Origin of the sequence: Serratia marcescens (assembly GCF_029846115.1) — a bacterium.
GTDB classification, from domain to species: Bacteria; Pseudomonadota; Gammaproteobacteria; order Enterobacterales; family Enterobacteriaceae; genus Serratia; species Serratia marcescens_L.
Genome location: NZ_JARVZZ010000001.1, coordinates 693,587 through 710,703 on the forward strand (window position 1 = coordinate 693,587; position 17,117 = coordinate 710,703).

Annotated in this window: 13 protein-coding genes; 9 read left to right on the plus strand and 4 right to left on the minus strand. The window is 63.1% G+C overall.

Annotation, left to right across the window (positions count from 1 at the left end; genetic code table 11):
- Positions 1–53 precede the first annotated feature (53 nt).
- Positions 54–1,547, plus strand: coding sequence for a MocR-like pyridoxine biosynthesis transcription factor PdxR (pdxR, locus tag QDT79_RS03240; RefSeq protein WP_308316200.1), 1,494 nt, complete (start codon positions 54–56; stop codon positions 1,545–1,547).
- Here the strand turns inward: pdxR and QDT79_RS03245 are convergent.
- Complete coding sequence (locus tag QDT79_RS03245; RefSeq protein ID WP_308317170.1) at positions 1,544–2,383, minus strand: DMT family transporter; 840 nt, start codon at positions 2,381–2,383, stop codon at positions 1,544–1,546. The genes pdxR and QDT79_RS03245 overlap by 4 nt on opposite strands.
- 372 nt (positions 2,384–2,755) lie before the next feature.
- Between QDT79_RS03245 and QDT79_RS03250 the strand changes: the two genes are divergently transcribed.
- The 4 genes from QDT79_RS03250 to QDT79_RS03265 all read left to right on the plus strand — a co-directional run bounded on the left by QDT79_RS03250 (position 2,756) and on the right by QDT79_RS03265 (position 9,636).
- Positions 2,756–4,006: an SrfA family protein gene (locus QDT79_RS03250; RefSeq protein WP_107227993.1), complete on the plus strand. Its 1,251-nt coding sequence runs from the start codon at positions 2,756–2,758 to the stop codon at positions 4,004–4,006.
- Entirely contained in the window at positions 4,006–6,951 is a 2,946-nt protein-coding gene (locus QDT79_RS03255; RefSeq protein WP_308316201.1) for a virulence factor SrfB, read from the plus strand. Before QDT79_RS03250 ends, QDT79_RS03255 begins: the two co-directional genes overlap by 1 nt.
- Positions 6,948–9,128, plus strand: a complete 2,181-nt coding sequence (locus QDT79_RS03260; RefSeq protein WP_107227995.1) for a virulence factor SrfC family protein — start codon at positions 6,948–6,950, stop codon at positions 9,126–9,128. The genes QDT79_RS03255 and QDT79_RS03260 overlap by 4 nt, the downstream gene beginning before the upstream one ends.
- Before the next feature lie 94 nt (positions 9,129–9,222).
- A complete protein-coding gene (locus tag QDT79_RS03265; protein WP_063991741.1) occupies positions 9,223–9,636 on the plus strand; it encodes a VOC family protein in 414 nt (137 codons plus the stop codon).
- Here the strand turns inward: QDT79_RS03265 and QDT79_RS03270 are convergent.
- A complete protein-coding gene (locus QDT79_RS03270; protein WP_063991742.1) occupies positions 9,633–10,316 on the minus strand; it encodes a Crp/Fnr family transcriptional regulator in 684 nt (227 codons plus the stop codon). The two genes, QDT79_RS03265 and QDT79_RS03270, sit on opposite strands and share 4 nt — an antisense overlap.
- 161 nt (positions 10,317–10,477) lie before the next feature.
- On the opposite strand from QDT79_RS03270, the gene QDT79_RS03275 reads away from it, so the two are divergent.
- Both QDT79_RS03275 and add read left to right on the plus strand, forming a co-directional pair.
- Positions 10,478–11,413: a nucleoside hydrolase gene (locus QDT79_RS03275; protein WP_107227996.1), complete on the plus strand. Its 936-nt coding sequence runs from the start codon at positions 10,478–10,480 to the stop codon at positions 11,411–11,413.
- A 14-nt stretch (positions 11,414–11,427) separates the two neighbouring features.
- Positions 11,428–12,420, plus strand: coding sequence for an adenosine deaminase (gene add, locus QDT79_RS03280; protein WP_063991770.1), 993 nt, complete (start codon positions 11,428–11,430; stop codon positions 12,418–12,420).
- Positions 12,421–12,448: 28 nt separating this feature from the next.
- Here add and QDT79_RS03285 read toward each other — a convergent pair whose 3' ends face one another.
- A complete protein-coding gene (locus tag QDT79_RS03285; RefSeq protein WP_107227997.1) occupies positions 12,449–13,648 on the minus strand; it encodes a BaiN/RdsA family NAD(P)/FAD-dependent oxidoreductase in 1,200 nt (399 codons plus the stop codon).
- 300 nt (positions 13,649–13,948) lie between these two features.
- Between QDT79_RS03285 and pitA the strand changes: the two genes are divergently transcribed.
- On the plus strand, positions 13,949–15,451 hold the full coding sequence (gene pitA, locus QDT79_RS03290) for an inorganic phosphate transporter PitA (protein ID WP_063991745.1): 1,503 nt from the start codon (positions 13,949–13,951) through the stop codon (positions 15,449–15,451).
- Between the two features lie 79 nt (positions 15,452–15,530).
- On the opposite strand, the gene uspB is transcribed toward pitA, so the two are convergent.
- Positions 15,531–15,866 carry a universal stress protein UspB gene (uspB, locus tag QDT79_RS03295; RefSeq protein WP_016930435.1) on the minus strand — a complete coding sequence of 112 codons (336 nt, stop codon included), beginning with the start codon at positions 15,864–15,866 and terminating at the stop codon, positions 15,531–15,533.
- Between the two features lie 439 nt (positions 15,867–16,305).
- Between uspB and QDT79_RS03300 the strand changes: the two genes are divergently transcribed.
- Entirely contained in the window at positions 16,306–17,079 is a 774-nt protein-coding gene (locus QDT79_RS03300) for an SDR family oxidoreductase (RefSeq protein WP_063991746.1), read from the plus strand.
- Positions 17,080–17,117: the final 38 nt, after the last annotated feature.

Genomic DNA, 17,117 nt, shown 5'->3' on the forward strand with positions numbered 1-17,117 from the left:
AGAGTGGTTTACTCTGAATACTCATTTTCGTACTGTAAAGCGAGCCGGAATCCATGCCAAGAACAGCCAAAGTCGTTGACGTCCCCGCCCTCGGCGAACTCGATCGTCAGGCGGGCCAGCTTAGCCACCAGCTGGCGCAGGCCCTGCGCCAGGCCATCCACCGGGGCGATCTGAAAGCGGGCGACCTGCTGCCTTCGACGCGTCGGCTGTCGGCGGCGCTGAATCTGGCGCGCGGTACGGTATTGGAAGCATTTGCTCAGCTGACGGCGGAAGGCTTTCTCGAACCGCAGCCCGGCTCCGGCACCCGGGTCGCTCACTATCAGGCGCAGCGCAGCACGCCGCACGCCAAGGTGCAGGCGAGCTCGGCGATAGCGGTGCCGCTTTCTCCACAGGCGCAGCATCTGGCCCGCTTCGCCGCCCAGGCGCGGGCGCTGCCGCCGGTGCCATTCACCGTCTCGGTGCCGATCGGCGATACCGCGCCCGACGATGTCTGGCGGCGGCTCGGCAACCGCATCCGGGCGCGTGGCCCCGGCGCCCCGTCAGGTTACGGCGATCCGCTGGGCGCGTTGCCGCTGCGCGAAGCCATCTGCGACTACGTGCGCCGTTCCCGCTCGGTAAACTGCACGCCGCAGCAAATCCTCATTACCTCCGGCACGCAACAAGGGCTCTATTTGGCCGCCCAGATCCTGCTGGACGCCGGCGACAGCGCCTGGGTCGAAGATCCCGCCTACGCTGGCATTACCGCCATTTTCGACAGTCTGTTTCGCGATCGGCGCATGATTAGGGTGCCCGTCGCCGACGACGGCATCGACGTTACCGCCGGCGTGCGTCTGGCCGCCGACGCCCGCGCCGCCTTTGTCACGCCGTCGCATCAATATCCGCTGGGCATGCCGATGAGCATGGCGAAAAGAAGCGCCCTGCTGGCCTGGGCCAAAGAGCGGCAGGCCTGGATCGTGGAAGACGATTACGACAGCGAGATGCGCTACGCCGGCCACCCGTTCCCTTCGCTGCAGGGGCTGGCGCCCGAGCGGACGCTCTATCTCGGCACCTTCAGCAAGGTGCTGTTCCCTTCGCTGCGGCTGGGTTACGCCATCGTGCCGCCGCCGCTGGTCGACGCCTTTTGCGGCGCCAGGATCCTGATGGATCGCCATCCGCCCAGCGCGGACCAACACGTGCTGGCCGCCTTTATCGCCGAAGGGTATCTCGACCGGCATATCCGCAAAATGCGCGGCGTCTACGCCGAGAAACGCCGGGTGCTGATCGAGGCGATCAACACGCACATCCCCGCTGAGCTGGCGGTAGTGCAGCCCTGCGATCAGGGCGTGCACATGGTGCTGTGGCTGAGAAAAGATCTCGATGACGTGCGGGTCGCCCAGTGCGCCAACGAAGCCGGATTGGCGCTGCGGGCGGTGTCGCCGATGTATGCACCCGGCCACGGTGAACCGGGCCTGGTGCTGGGATTGGGCGGTTACGCCGACCGCCAGGTGCAACAGGCGGTGGAACGGCTTGGACAGGTGATCCTGGCCTGCGCCGGCAGCAGCGCCTAGCGGGAAAAACGTTTGGCGCCAAACACGCAAACCACCACGCCGGCCATCACGGCGATCATCATCGGCTGGACGGTCTCATGCAGCAGCCAGCCCGCCAGCGCCAGGCCGAAGAACGGTTGCAGCAGCTGCAACTGCCCGACGGCGGCGATGCCGCCCTGCGCCAGGCCGCGATACCAGAAAATAAACCCAATCCACATGCTGAACACCGAGACGTAAACCAGCGACAGCCAGGCGGCGCCGCTGATCACGGGCCAACCGGCCGGCGCCGCCAGCCAGGTGGCCGCCAGCGTCAACGGCAACGCCACCACCAGCGCCCAGGAGATCACCTGCCAGCCGCCGATCCGGCGCGACAGCACCGCCCCTTCGGCATAACCCAGGCCGCACAGCAACACCGCCCCGACCATCAGCGCATCCCCTTGCCAGGCACCGCCGCTCCCCTGGCTCAACGCGAAAGCGCCCACCAGCACGGCGCCGACGCCTGAAAAAGCCCAAAAAGCGGGCTTGGGCCGTTCTCCGCCGCGCAAAACGCCAAAACCGGCGGTCGCCAGCGGCAGCAGACCGATGTACACCAACGAATGCGCCGACGTGGTGTGCTGCAGCGCCAGCGCCGTCAGCAGCGGAAAACCGATGACCACGCCGAGCGCCACAAACAGCAGCGGCGGCAAATCGGCCCGCGTCGGCCGCGCCTGCCGGGTGATCAGCAACGCACACAGGGCCAGCAAGGCGGCGATCGCCGCCCTGACCGCCGTCAGAAACAGCGGATCGAGCTCCAGCACCGCCACTCGCGTGGCGGGCAGCGAGCCGCTGAAGATCATCATGCCGAGGAAACCGTTCATCCAGCCCTGGGCCGACTGCCCGGCAGCGGGATGTGCAGGGGGAACAACGAGAGTTTTTTCAGACTGACTGTCCGTCATGTGAACGCTCCGCACGCCTGAGGCATACCGAAATCGGCAACCCGCGAGGCGATGTCATAGTGAAAGAGAACATCGTTCCCCGGCGTCGCTTGCCGGGGCCAGGTTCTATTTTTCAGATAAAGCGGTTCACAGACAGGTCCAGATAGCGAGATTTTCACTGTGCCGGTTAGCAAAGCATGCCGCTAACGCCAAAGAAGGGCGTTTTTCGGGCTGTCCTTGGCCGTTTGGCGGCTCGGCCTGCGGGGTATCATGGACTTTTATGCGTTTTTGCAGAACAGGACAAGGTGCGGTGCCGTGGTGAAACCCTTCTTACGCAGTGGCAGTTTGGATGATGTGCTGGCTTTAGGCGAAAACGGGCAACCGGTTTACGCCTGTGCGCAGCAGCTGCGGGAAACCCTGCGTCTTCGCCGGCAGCAGCAGGCCGCCGACTGTCTGGCGATCCCCCAACCGAACGAAAGCGGCACCCGCATCGACTGGTATGCGCCCTTCCCCGGCAAAGTCACCTCCTGGCTAGCGGCGAGCGACGCCCAGCGCGCGCAGGCGGTGCGCCACCTGGAACACTGCCTGACGACCTTCCGCAGCCTGACGGAACAGGCCCAGGCGACCGATCACCCCAGCCATCGCCTGTTCGGCGCGCTGCTGGCCAAAGCGATGCACATGCCCGATCCCAACCACGTTTATCTGGTGGACGACCGGCCGGTGCTGACCTTCTGGGGCTTTATCAAGCCGCAGGCGCAGAGCCCGGACGATCCGTTGGCCTGCCTGCGCCCGATCGAAGCAGAGGTGAAAGTCGAAGTGGAAAAACCGGCGCCGATCGCCGCCGCTCCGCGTAAACCGGCCATTGTCGAACCGGTAAAACCGGCCCCGGCCGCCGAGTCCGAACCGGTGCCTGCCCCGGCAGCGCCTATCGAATCCCCTGCCGCCGTTCGCCCACGCCGGCGCCACGCGCTGTGGCTGTTGCCCGTACTGCTGCTAGGCAGTGCGGCGCTGGCCGCCTGGCTGCATCGCTCACCACCGCCGCAACCGGCGATGCCGACTGAGGTGCAGCATCCGGCGCCGCCGGAAAAAACCGCCGCGCCGTTGCCTAAGCTGCGTTTGCCGCTGGCGCACGCGACGCTGATGCCGCCGCCATCGGCGCCGGTCATCCCGCAGCCGGCGGACAAAAATGCGCTGGTGCTGCCGCCCGAGGCGGTGAAGGCCGGCTCCACCCGTTTCCTTAACGGCAAATGGCGCGCCACGGTGGCGCTGAAAGATCCGATCACCGGCAAACGCCCCAGCCTGCAATACCGCCTGAACGCAGGCAAAGGCAACGCCATCATCGCCTACGGCGACGGCGTCAGCTGCCGGGTGGCGGTCGAAGCCGGGCTGATGCAGTCCGGCAATCTGGTGATCAACAGCCGCACCAAGGCGCGCTGCAGCGACGGCAGCCGCTACCAGATCCCGGAGATCGTTTGCCGCCAGGGCGAAACCGGCGCGGCGGAGTGCACCGGCCGCTACGATGCGGACACCACCTATCCCATGACGTTCAAGCGCGAGAGTAAATGATGCTGGCACCCCTTACGGACTACAAACACGGCATTACGCTGATTCAGGACAGCGGCATTCAGTTTCTGGACTTTGCCCTGACGCCGCTGCTGGACGCCGAGTTTCCCGGCAAATTCGTGCGCAAGACCGCCAGCGGCCCGCTGCTGCGCCTGCAATGGGAGGCCGAGAGCGGCAAATACCAGCTGCCGGCCGTGAGCGACCAGGCCGCCGAAGTGGTGCGGCCGGAGTTCAGCTATCCGCTGCAGCAGTCGCTGCGCCTGCTGGATAAGCTCTGGCTGCCGCTGCCCTTCTTGCGCCACACCCCGGCGGGCCTGTTTTTGTCGGGCCCGGACAACTGGGCGCGCCTGCAGGTGGTGCAGTTGGATGAACCGGATCAGGACGGCAACCTGCTGCGCGTGGTGCTGGCCTTCGACACCCGTGCCGCCGCGCCCGGCCAGGAGGCGCTGGCGCCGGGCGAAAGCGATCTCGGCACCGGACTGAACTTCGCGCTGGCGCACCGCAACCACGAGCTGGGCGAATTTCTCGATCTGACCTGGGTAGACGGCTGGCTGCGCGAGGCGTTCAGCCAGCGCGCCGCCGAGCGGGAGCAGCGCGCCGAAGTGGAGATCAACGCCGGGCTGAAAACCTTCGAGTATCAGGCGCACTACCTCAACCTGCTGCACATGCTCGGCCACCAGCTCGCGGTGCCGCAGATAAAGATGGTGGCGGCGACGCTGCAGCAACCGGCGATCGACGTCGATCTGGTGCTGGACGTCGGCAATTCTCACACCTGCGGCGTGCTGGTCGAAGACCACCCGGAAGAGAGCAACGGCCTGAAGCAAACCTACGAGCTGCAGCTGCGTTCGCTGTCCGAACCGCACCGCGTCTACAACGAACTGTTCGAGAGCCGGGTGGAGTTTTCTCAGGTCAGCTTCGGCAAGCCGCATCTGTCGTTCCAGAGCGGGCGCGACGACGCCTTCCAGTGGCCCTCCATCACCCGCGTCGGCCGCGAAGCCGCGCAATTGGCGCAGCGGCGAACAGGCCATGAAGGCACTACCGGCATTTCCAGCCCGCGCCGCTACCTGTGGGACGAGGAGCGCTATGCGCCCGGCTGGCGCTTCAACGAGCGGCACGAGCCGATGGCCGCCGCCGCACCGTTGACCGCCCTCATCAACGACGAAGGCGTGCCACTGCCCGCCCTGCAGACGGCGCAACGGCTGCCGGTGTTCGCCGCCCATTACAGCCGCAGCGCGGTGATGACGCTGATGCTGAGCGAGCTGTTGGCGCAGGCGCTGATGCAGATCAACAGCATCGCCCAACGCAGCCGCATGCCGAACGCCGCCGCGCCGCGCCGTTTGCGCGCCATCATCCTGACGCTGCCTTCGGCCATGCCGAAGCCCGAGCGCGAGATCTTCCGCCGCCGCATGCAGGAGGCGATCGGGCTGGTGTGGAAGGCCCTCGGCTGGCACCCGCAGGATGCGCCGTTCGACGGCGCGCACGCCCACTTCCCGGTGCCGCAGGTGCAGATGGAGTGGGACGAGGCCACCTGCGGCCAGATGGTCTATCTGTACAACGAAACCCAGGTGAACTTCGCCGGCCGCACCGACGCCTTTTTCGCCGCCATGGCCCGGCCAGACCGGCCGCTGGCGCCGGACGAGCAGGCGGGTAAAACGCTGCGCATCGCCTCCATCGACATCGGCGGCGGCACCACCGATCTGGCGATCACGCACTATTCGCTCGACGACGGCGTGGGCAACAACATCAAAATCAACCCGCGCCTGCTGTTCCGCGAGGGCTTTAAAGTCGCCGGCGACGACATCCTGCTGGACGCCATCCAGCAGTTTATCCTGCCCGCCGTGCAGCAGGCGTTCGAAGCCGCCGGCGTGAGTGCCGCCGCGGCGCTGATGGACAAACTGTTCGGCAACGAAGGGCGCATGGACGGGCTTTCCACCCTACGTCAGCAGGCCGCGCTGCAGATTTTCATGCCCGCCGGACGCGCGCTGCTCGGCGCCTATGAAGAATACGATCCGCTGGACAGCCGGGCGGAAATCGCCGCCAGCCTCGGCGATCTGCTGCCGCAGCCGCCGACGCCGCAGGTGCTGGCGTTTATCAACGGCGAAGTGCAGCGCGAAGCCGACAGCGACGCCTTCAATATTCTGCACACCCCGCTGGTGATCCGCCTGGCCGACCTGCACGCCGCCTTCTTGTCCGATCGCATCGGCATCGGCCGCTGCCTGCGCCTGCTGGCCGAGGTGGTGGCGCTGTATACCTGCGACGTGCTGCTGTTGACCGGCCGCCCGGCGCGTTTCCCCGGCGTGCAGGCGCTGCTGCGCCATCTGCAACCGCTGCCCGCCAGCCGCATTCTGCCGCTCGAGGGCTACCACACCCGCAGCTGGTACCCGTTCAACAAACGCGGCCGCATCGACAACCCGAAATCCACCGCCGCGGTGGGCGCCATGCTGTGCCTGCTGGCGATCGACCTGCGGCTGGAGAGCTTTTACTTCAACGTCGGCGATTTCCAGCCCTACTCCACCATTCGCCATCTGGGCATGCTGGACGGCAATAACATGCTGGCGGACGATAACGTCTATTACCGCGACATCGATCTGGATCGCGCCGACTTCGCGCTCGACCCCGCCGGCAGCTTCCAGCTGCGCGGCCCGCTGCGCCTGGGCTTCCGCCAACTGGACAACGAGCGCTGGCCGGCCTCGCCGCTCTATACGCTGACCATCAATGACGCCCAGCTGGCGCGCAAACTGGCCGGCGATGCGGTGATCACCCTGCGGCTGGCTATTACCGCCAGCGCCGAACAGGGCGCAGAAAGCGTCAAGATCGCGCAGGCGTTGTTGGCCGACGGCAGCCCCGTCCCGGCGCACCACCTGCAACTGAAACTCAATACCCTGGCTGCCAGCGCCTCCGGCGCGACCCACTACTGGATAGACAGCGGGAGCATTTACCCACGATGAAAGCCACCACTACCGCCCAATCGGCCCCGAACCACGCACTCAGCACCGGCATTCTGCAGGCGATCGCCTGGGTGGACGCCGCACGCCGGCAGTCCACCCGTTTGGAACAGGAGGCGGATCGCCTGACGCTGCGCCTGCGCCGTTGCCATAACCGCGCGCTGCAATTGGCGAATGCGCAACCTGAGCAGGTCGCTATCGGCCTGTACGGCCACAACGCCACCGCCAAGGCCCACCTGCTGGCGGCGCTGGCCCCCGGCGCAGAAAGGCTGCACGCAGACGCCGCGCTGGCGGTGCGTTACTGCGCCGCCGCGCCGTCGCCGTGCGCCGAGTATCCTCTCGCCCTCGCGCTGCTCGATGAAGCGCAGTGGCTGGCCATCACGCTCGATGCCGCCGCGATGGGCGGCTTCCGGCTGGACTGGGACGCCCGCGCGATCGCCAGCCACCTGCAAGCGTTGGCACGCCACCGCCAAGCCGTCGCCCTCGACGGCCTCAGCGACAGCGATGTGCTGACGCTGTGGGATAGCCAACGCCGCCACGGCGACAAGGGGCAACAGACGCTGGACAGGCATTTCTGGCCGCAGGCCGTGGCGCTGGCGCCGCAGTTGAGCATTGACGATCGCGCGCGCCTGTTTGCGCCGCTGTGGGGAGAGGAAACAACGCTGACGGCGCGTTATCGCCAGTTGGCACACACGCTGCATGCCCTCGGCGGCAGCCGACAGGTTCATGCCCCGCACCGCGTCTTGCCGCTGCTGACCGCGAGCGCCGCAGCGGAAAACGCGACGATCGTCGTGATGGCCGAACACGGCGGTGAACGGGAGATCGCGCTGAGCGATCTGATCTGGCTGACCGCCGAAGTCACCACCGTTCTGCCGCAAACGGCGCAGGCGGGCCTGCCCGCCGACGTGGCGCTGATCGACCTGCCCGGCAGCCACGCCTGCCCGCAGGCGGAACCAACGCAGCGGCTGCAACAGGCGAAACGCGCCCATTTGCTGACCCGCTGCGCAGACGGCCTGCACGCCAACCTGCTGCTGGTGGCCGATGCGGCCGCCACGCCGCAGGATGCCGCCCGCATCGGCCAGGCGCTCGCCAACTGGGTCAACCAGACTCAGGGGGAAACCCCGACGCTGCGCCAGCGCCGCAAGCCTGGCCTGATCTGGGCGATCACACCGTTCGATCAACGCGGGGAAGGCAAAGCGCGTCCCGACGACGCCGTACAGCGCCAGGTCGGCGAGCCCGGCGACAGCTGGGCCACGCTGCTAGCGCTGGATGAACAGGATTGCCGCCGCATGGTGAGCTACCTGGCCGCCCAGGCGCGCCCGGTCCAGAAGCAAGCGCGCCTGCTCGAACAGCGCGAAGAGTTGCAGCGCGAACTGACGGAAAGCCTGCTCGGCAACTGGCTCACCGCCGCCGATCCACACGCGGCGCAGCAACGCGGCCAACAGCTGCTGCGCGCGCTGCAGGCGCAGGCCGGCCGCCACGGCGAACTGCTGGAGCGGCTGTTGCCCCAGCGCGATACGTTGCGCCAACTTTATCAGCAACAGCAGCACGCCGTACCGGCCCCGGCGGCGACGCCTGCGCCGTTCGGGCTCGATATCGATCTGTTCGGCGCACCGGAAACCCCGGCGCCCGGTGAGTCCCCCGGGTCATCCTTTGCCGCGCGGGTATTCGCAGATTGGATCAACCATCTGCGCAGCCTGCCGGACAGCCGCCGGTTGCTGGAGCTGCTCGGCGTCGAAAAGCCGCATCTGGAACTGCTGGTCGATGCGCTGATCGGCGCCGCCTGTCGCCTGCAGCTCAATGATGAGCTGGAACGCGCGCTGTGCGCCGGGGGCCTGCCGGAACAGAGCGAAGATCGGCAAATCAGCCAGGCGCTGGCGCTACTGGGCGACTTCGTCGCCTGGCTCGGCTTCCAGCGGCGCGATGCGGCAACGCGCCCCGAGAGCCGCGTCAATCCCGGCCAGCCGATCTTTACCCCGCCGCCGCAGCCGGCGGTGGACTGGAGCGGCCAGCAGCGGCTAACCCGGCTGGCGCCGACGCCGACCAAAAATACCGCGTTTTATATCTATGATTGGCTGATCGGCCTGCAAACCCTGCTGGCGGAGAATGCAGCGACGGAAAGCGCGCTCGGCGAGGCGCAGCGCGCGGCGTTGGAAGAGATCGTGGCAACTCTGCGATAAGCGGCAGCTCTGGCAGCAATAGGGGGCGAAAACAGGATAAATAGGGCGTTGCCGATTATGCTGATGAGTAACGCAGCGATTCTGGGAGAAAATCATGCCCCCTTTCAGCCTGAAGACTATCGATCATGTGGTGTTACGCGTGCGCGATGCGGAAAAAAGCCTGCGGTTCTATACCCAGACGCTGGGTTGCGACATCGCCAAACGGCGGCCCGATTTGGGGCTGGTGCACCTGCGCGCCGGGGCGGCCATGATTGATCTGGTCGACGTTAACGGCCAGCTTGGAAAAAAAGGCGGCGACGCGCCCGATCCTCACCGGCAAAATGTCGATCACCTCTGCCTGCGCATCGATCCTTTCAACGAAGACGAGCTGTTGACCTATCTGCGATCGCAAGGGATCGCCGTCGATCCCGCTGAATCTCGCTACGGCGCGGAAGGCGACGGGCCGTCGATTTACTTCAACGATCCGGACGGCAACCGCATAGAGCTTAAGGGGCCGGCGATCGGCTAGATCCTGGCACTCCCGTTGATGTCGGCCAGCCGTTGGCTATCCACCACCCGTAGCGATTTGTTTTTAAACTGAATAATACCGTCCGCCGCGAGCCGCGCCAGCGCGCGGCTCAGTTGCCTGACGGAGATCCCTAATCTGCCCGCCAACAACTCCCTGTTTTCGAGCTGAATCTGCACGCCTTCCTGCTTTATTTTAAATAACAAAAATTTGCGCAGCTTATATTCTGCCGTTAAGCCGCCGCTCGCATGCAGCAATGAAGCGTTAAGCAGCTTGTCGCTCAACTGGCGGCACATAAAGGCGAGGAAAACAGGATCGTGCATGGCCCGCTCTTTGATGACCTCGATAGGCAGCGTGAAGATCAGCGCGTCCGTGACCGCCTGTACGGTGCTGAACACCGCCCGCTGCGCCTGGGAGAACAGCTCCAGATCGCCTATCACGGAGAAATCCGTTTCGAAGGAAAAGACGATGTGCATGCCGTTCACATCGTAATTCTCAACCTGCAATTTTCCCTGCACGAGAAAAAACAGGTGGGTCAACCGATCGCTTTGCGTCACCAGGTATTCACCGGCCTCGACCCTGACCAAGCGCAAGGCGGCCAGCAGCGGGGGCGAAAGCGCCGTTCGCAGATCGTGAGCTTCGATAAACGCTTCTTTTAGCTTGCTGTCACCGACAGTTTTCACGGCGATTCACTCCCAGGGCTTATCCGTTAACGTCTTGCATCCTATCTTTTCGGCTGCGCCCAGAATAGCCGGGGCGCTTCAGAAAGAAACAGGACATCTGACCTTTTTCACCCTAAGCCGCGTGGGTATGTTCTCCTGAAGACCAACCAGGGGAGATTGATATGCGACATATTTTGATAGATACCGATACCGCCTCCGACGATGCCGTCGCCCTGCTGATGGCGTTGCGCGAGCCTGACGTGAGGGTGGAAGCGATCACCACGGTCGCAGGCAACTGCCCGCTTGAACAATGCGTCAAAAATGCGCTTATCTGCGTGGAAAAAGCGGGAACCTATACGCCCCCGGTTTATGCCGGCATGGCGAAACCGCTGTTCCGAACGCGTTATCACTCGCACCACATTCACGGTGAAGACGGCATGGGCGACATGGCCTTGCCCGATCCACAGCTGACCGCCGCACCCATTCATGCCGTAGACGCCATCATCGACTGCGCCGCACGGCTCAATGGCGAGCTGGAAATCGTCACCCTCGGGCCGCTGACCAATCTTGCGATGGCGGTGCTGAAAGCGCCCGCGCTGGCCGAACAAGTGAAAAGGGTTTATGTCATGGGCGGTTCCGGGCTGACGCCCGGCAATATCACTCCGCTGGCCGAATTTAATTTTTACGTCGACGCCGAAGCCGCGCATGTGGTGCTCACTGCCGGGCTGCCACTCACCCTTGTCGGCTGGGAAATCGGCATGGGGGAAGCATTTATCGACCAACGCGATATAGCACGATTGAATGATCTCAGCGATCTGGGCCGCTTTGCCGTGCGCTGCAACCGCACGCTGATGGCGTTCAACGCCGGGCGCACCGAGCGTAAAGGCTTTGATTTGCCCGATCCGACCACCATGGCGGTGGCGCTCTACCCGGACATTGTCGAGACCAGTCTGGAGGCGTATTCCTGGGTAGAATATAAAAGTGAACGGTCTTACGGCCATTACGTCATTGATTCCACCCACCTGACCGGCGAACCGGCCAATGCGCGCGTGATTACCCGCATTAAACCCGGCCTGTTTAAAGAAAAACTGTTCTCACTGTTATCTCACCGCGAATGAAAGAGGTGGCTGCCATGAATTTCGATCCGAGCAAATTAAAAAAAGTGGAATTACACGTCCATTTAGATACGTGCTTGAGCTACCACTATGTCAAAAAGATCGACCCGCAATTAACCAGAACGGCCTTTAATCGGCAATTTATCGCGCCGAAGCGATGCGCCGATCTGGGGGACTTTTTAAGCAAGATCGCGCCGCAAATAGACCTCTTGCAGACGCGCCAGGCGATAGCGCTGGCCGTCGATGACTTGTTCGCGCAGCTGGCGACAGATAACGTCATCTATGCGGAAGTGCGCTTTGCCCCGCTGCTGCATACCCGGATGGGATTAAGCGGTGAAGCGGTGGTCGAGACGGTGCTCGCCGCGATGCATGACGCCGCGCAAACTTACGGCGTCGCAGCCGGGCTGATCCTGTGCACGCTGCGGCATTTCGATGCGGCCGCCAGCCTGCAAACCGCCGGGCTCGTGATTAACTATCTGGGCCGCGGCGTGGTGGCGCTGGATTTGGCCGCCGACGAAGCGCGTTACCCGCTGGCCAATCACATAGCGGCCTTTCGGGCGGTGCGCGAAGCCGGCGGCAACGTCATCGCCCACGCCGGCGAGGCGAAGGGCGCCGACAGCGTACGGGAAACGCTGGATAGGCTGCAGGTGTCGCGCATCGGCCACGGCGTCAGGAGCATCGAGGATGCTGCGCTTATCGAGCGCCTGATAGCCACCGGCGTCCTGCTCGAGATCTGCCCCAGCTGCAATCTCGTCTGCAATCTGTTCGACAGCATCGACAGTCACCCGATAGACCGGCTGAAAAGAATGGGAGTGCGGCTGAACGTGAATACCGATGCGCGCACCGTCGCCGATACCACGCTGAACAAGGAGTACCAGCTGTTGCATGACGCCTTCGGCTGGCAGGATGACGATTTTAACCGCAGCAACCGACAGGCGCTGGAGGCGAGTTTTCTCGACGGCGACACTAAAATGAAATTAATGAATCAGCTCAAGGCCGGGTCAATGTGACCCGGCACGTTTCAAGGCTGAGCAGGTTTTAACGCCCCTGTGCCGCCAGCGCCTGGGCGCAGGCCCAGGCCGAGCTCCACGCCCACTGGAAGTTGTAACCGCCCAACCACCCGGTCACATCCACCACTTCGCCGATGAAGTAGAGCCCCGGCGCCTTGTGGGCCTCCATCGTCTTGGAGGAAAGTTCACTGGTGTCGACGCCACCGAGCGTCACTTCCGCCGTGCGGTAGCCTTCGGTGCCGTTCGGCTGCACGCGCCAGTTCTGCAACAGATCCACCAGCGCCGCCTGCTGCGGCGCATTCAGCTGCTTCAGCGTGGCCTCCGGCAGTTGTCCCAGGGTCTGCAAGCACTCCACCAGCCGCTTCGGCAATTGCAGCGCCAGGGTGTTTTTCAGGCTTTGGTTCGGGTGCTCTCGGCGTTGATCATCCAGGAAGGCCGCCAAATCCAGCTCAGGAAGTAAGTTAACGCTCACATACTCACCCGGTTGCCAGTAGCTGGACAGCTGCAGCACCGCCGGGCCGGACAGGCCGCGATGGGTAAACAGGATGCTTTCACGGAAGCTGACACCGTTCTCGGCGGTGATCACCGCCGGCACCGAGACGCCGGACAGCGTCTGCACATGCTCCAGCAGCGGCTTATGCAGGGTAAAAGGCACCAGCCCGGCGCGCGTCGGCAGCACCTTGAGGCCGAACTGCTCCGCCAGCTTGTAACCGAACGGCGAAGCGCCCAGCCCCGGCATGGACAATCCGCCGCTGGCCACCACAAGTGAGCGAGCACTCACTTTTTCACCATTCAGCGCCAGCGAGTAGCCATGTTCGGTTTTCTCCACGCCCAGCACTTCGCTGCGCAGGCGCATCGTCACCTGGCCCAGCTCGCACTCTTTGACCAGCAGATCCACCACCTGCTGCGCCGAGTCGTCGCAGAACAGCTGCCCCAGCGTTTTTTCATGGTAGGCGATGCCGTAGCGGTTGATCAGATCGATGAAGTCCCACTGGGTGTAGCGCGCCAACGCCGACTTGCAGAAGTGCGGGTTGTTCGACAGATAGGCCGCCGGCTCGGCGTACATATTGGTAAAGTTGCAGCGCCCGCCGCCGGACATCAGGATCTTGCGGCCCGGTTTTTTGCCGTTGTCGAGCAGCAACACGCGGCAACCGAGTTGCCCCGCCTGCGCGGCGCAAAACATGCCGGCGGCGCCCGCCCCAATCACTACGACATCAAACTGTTCCACCTGAGCCTCACTTATCAAAACCACAATCGCGACAAAAGAGCGCCATATTACGCCGTTTCGCCGCCGGTCACCGCCAAATTCACGGCGGCAGATTGTAAAGCCCCGGCGTCGCCAACGCCATAGTAAGAAAATATTACAGAGGTCAGAGGAGATTAACGCGTTGATATTCCATATTTTTGTTATAGGCGCGTCATCGTTTCGTCATGTCCAAATCAAAAAAACGTCATATTTTCCTTTTCCCCGGCCCCGGTTGTCACTGATAATGCGCGGCGTTCATGTCCACAAACTGGCGTAACGCTTATGCTGCATTTGTTCGCTGGCCTGGATTTCCATACCGGCCTGATGTTAATTCTCGCATTGTTGTTCGTGTTGTTTTATGAAGCCATCAACGGTTTTCATGATACGGCCAATGCGGTCGCTACAGTTATTTATACCCGCGCCATGCGCTCGCAACTTGCGGTCGTGATGGCAGGTTTGTTCAACTTTCTTGGCGTAATGCTCGGCGGTTTGAGTGTTGCTTACGCCATCGTCCATTTGCTGCCTACCGATCTGTTGTTGAACGTCAGTTCAGCACACGGATTAGCCATGGTCTTCTCCATGCTGTTGGCGGCAATCATCTGGAACCTCGGCACCTGGTATTTCGGTCTGCCGGCCTCCAGTTCCCATACGCTGATAGGCGCAATCATCGGTGTCGGTTTAACCAACGCCCTGATGACCCACACTTCGGTGGTGGATGCGCTTAACGTCCCGAAAATGATTGGCATTTTCCTTTCTCTGCTGTTCTCGCCGCTGGTCGGCATGATGGTGGCGGGAGTGATGGTGTTCGCCTTGCGCCGCTATTGGAGTGGCACCAAGAAACGCCAGCGTATCCACATGACCCCTGCGGAACGTGAAAAGGTCGACGGCAAACGCAAGCCGCCGTTCTGGACCCGTATCGCACTGATCCTGTCGGCGATTGGCGTCAGCTTCTCGCACGGCGCCAACGACGGCCAGAAAGGCATCGGCCTTATCATGCTGGTGCTGATCGGCGTTGCGCCGGCCGGCTTCGTGGTCAATATGAATGCAACCGGTTATGACATCACCCGTACGCGTGATGCCGTGGCCCACCTGCAGCAATATTACCAGCAGCACGGCGACGCGCTGTCGCATGCGGTGTCGCTGACGCCGCTGGTGCCAAGCCCGGATGACGAAGCCGCGCCTAACAAGCCGGCCGAGTTCCACTGCGACAGTTCGCGCGCCATGCCGGCGATCGAGCTGGCTCAGGGCATGCTGACCAACCTGCAGAGCTACGATCAGCTGACGGTTGACCAGCGCAGCCACCTGCGCCGCCTGCTGATGTGCGTAACCGACACGGCGGATAAAGTCGCCAAGCTGCCGGAAACCTCATCCGCCGACCAGCGCTTCCTGAAGAACCTGCGTCAGGATCTGCTGCAAACCGTCGAGTACGCGCCGATGTGGATCATCGTCGCCGTCGCGCTGGCACTGTCGCTCGGTACTATGGTGGGCTGGAAACGCGTAGCCACCACCATCGGCGAGAAGATCGGCAAGAAAGGCATGACGTATGCCCAGGGCGTATCGGCCCAGATGACCGCGGCGCTGTCGATCGGCGTGGCGAGTTATACCGGCATGCCGGTCTCCACCACCCACGTCCTCTCTTCGGCGGTTGCCGGGACGATGATCGTGGACGGCGGCGGCGTGCAGAGCAAAACCGTGAAGAACATCCTGTTGGCCTGGGTACTGACCCTGCCAATCTCGATTCTGCTTTCCGGTGCGCTGTATTGGGTTGCGTTGAAGCTGATCTAAGCGATAAAAGCGATAAGCATGAGAAAGGCGGCCGCAGGGCCGCCTTTTTTTTGCCTGCATCAAGGGAAACAGAAAGGCATTAATACCAGATCATCAGCGCTATCAGGCTGATGACCACCAGGCCGCACAGGGCCGAGGTCAGCATAAACTGCCCGCGCACCCGCTCGCAGCGGCGAATAAACTCCGGATCGTGGTGCTCGACATAGCGCTGCGCAAAGATATAGCGCACCAGCCTCAGCTGCTTGCTGGGTTGCCCGTGGGCGGTGAAGAAACCGCCGCCGTCGACGTATTGGTACAGCAACGGGTCACAGCCGCGCAATACCACCAGCAGCGCGCGCAGAGAAGAGTAATACCGCACCATGTTTACCACACACACCACACATAAGGCCCAAAACAGCGCGACGGTACTGATCATGATTGCCCCCTCAAGGCGTTGTTATCCTCGGCCATCCGCCGGGTCCAACCGCCCTACCTCATTACCCGATACTCTGCTGGAGCTTACCGCTCTCATCCCCTTTTTTGCCTGCACGGGCCACGCCCATAACCCACCGCCTCCGGAGACGTTACCGCACCGCACAGAGAGATTTGCACAGCGAGGTTCCACTCAGAGGGGAAATGATGAGGCCCATATCCATCATTGTAGGTTAATGAAACGCAAACTGGCCTGATCAGTGGATAAAATTTACCGCCACGCGCCGGGAAGTCACCCACCGGGCCGTTATAAGTGATAATCGTCCGTCTGCAATTAGTCGTTTTTCCTGGATAGTCTATCCCGCCCCACGCCGCTGATCTTTCGCCCAACGCTGGTTAGACTCAAGTTTCCGTTACATTCACCCGCACCCAAGGAAACTGTTATGGCCAACCATTCAATCAAAGGAAAAACCGTCCTGATCGCCGGCGGCGCCAAAAATCTCGGCGGGCTGATCGCACGCGATTTAGCGGAACAAGGCGCCAAAGCGGTGGTGATCCACTACAACAGCGCCGCCTCCAAAGCCGAGGCGGATAAGACTGTCGCCGCCATCCAGGCCGCCGGGGCGCAAGGCGTCGCGCTGCAGGCCGATCTGACCACCGCGGGCGCCGTCGAGAAGCTGTTCGCCGATGCGGTCGCCGCCGTCGGCAAGCCGGATATCGCCATCAATACCGTCGGCAAAGTGCTGAAAAAACCCATGGTCGACATCAGCGAAGCCGAGTACGACGAGATGACGGCGGTCAACGCCAAAAGCGCGTTCTTCTTCCTGAAAGAGGCGGGCAAGCATCTCAACGACAACGGTAAAATCTGCACGCTGGTCACTTCGCTGCTCGGCGCCTTTACGCCGTTTTACGCCGCGTACGCCGGCACCAAGGCGCCGGTGGAACACTTCACCCGCGCCGCCGCCAAAGAGTTCGGTGAACGCGGCATCTCCGTGACCGCCATCGGCCCGGGCCCAATGGATACGCCGTTCTTCTATCCGGCCGAAGGCGCCGATGCAGTGGCGTATCACCAAAGCGCAGCCGCGTTGTCACCGTTCAGTAAAACCGGCCTGACCGACATCCAGGATGTGGTGCCGTTCGTTCGCCACCTGGTCAGCGACGGCTGGTGGATAACCGGCCAAACCATCCTGATCAACGGCGGCTACACCACCAAATAACGCTGAATGGGGGCGGCGCGTCTGGCACCGCCCCAGCC

Bases quoted from the DNA above. Each gene is read 5' to 3' on its own strand.
- QDT79_RS03255 (WP_308316201.1), top strand. From the start codon at position 4,006: ATGCTGGCACCCCTTACGGACTACAAACACGGCATTACGCTGATTCAG.
- QDT79_RS03260 (WP_107227995.1), top strand. From the start codon at position 6,948: ATGAAAGCCACCACTACCGCCCAATCGGCCCCGAACCACGCACTCAGC.
- pdxR (WP_308316200.1), top strand. From the start codon at position 54: ATGCCAAGAACAGCCAAAGTCGTTGACGTCCCCGCCCTCGGCGAACTC.
- QDT79_RS03275 (WP_107227996.1), top strand. From the start codon at position 10,478: ATGCGACATATTTTGATAGATACCGATACCGCCTCCGACGATGCCGTC.
- uspB (WP_016930435.1), bottom strand. From the start codon at position 15,866: ATGATCAGTACCGTCGCGCTGTTTTGGGCCTTATGTGTGGTGTGTGTG.
- QDT79_RS03300 (WP_063991746.1), top strand. From the start codon at position 16,306: ATGGCCAACCATTCAATCAAAGGAAAAACCGTCCTGATCGCCGGCGGC.
- pitA (WP_063991745.1), top strand. From the start codon at position 13,949: ATGCTGCATTTGTTCGCTGGCCTGGATTTCCATACCGGCCTGATGTTA.
- QDT79_RS03265 (WP_063991741.1), top strand. From the start codon at position 9,223: ATGCCCCCTTTCAGCCTGAAGACTATCGATCATGTGGTGTTACGCGTG.
- QDT79_RS03245 (WP_308317170.1), bottom strand. From the start codon at position 2,383: ATGAACGGTTTCCTCGGCATGATGATCTTCAGCGGCTCGCTGCCCGCC.
- add (WP_063991770.1), top strand. From the start codon at position 11,428: ATGAATTTCGATCCGAGCAAATTAAAAAAAGTGGAATTACACGTCCAT.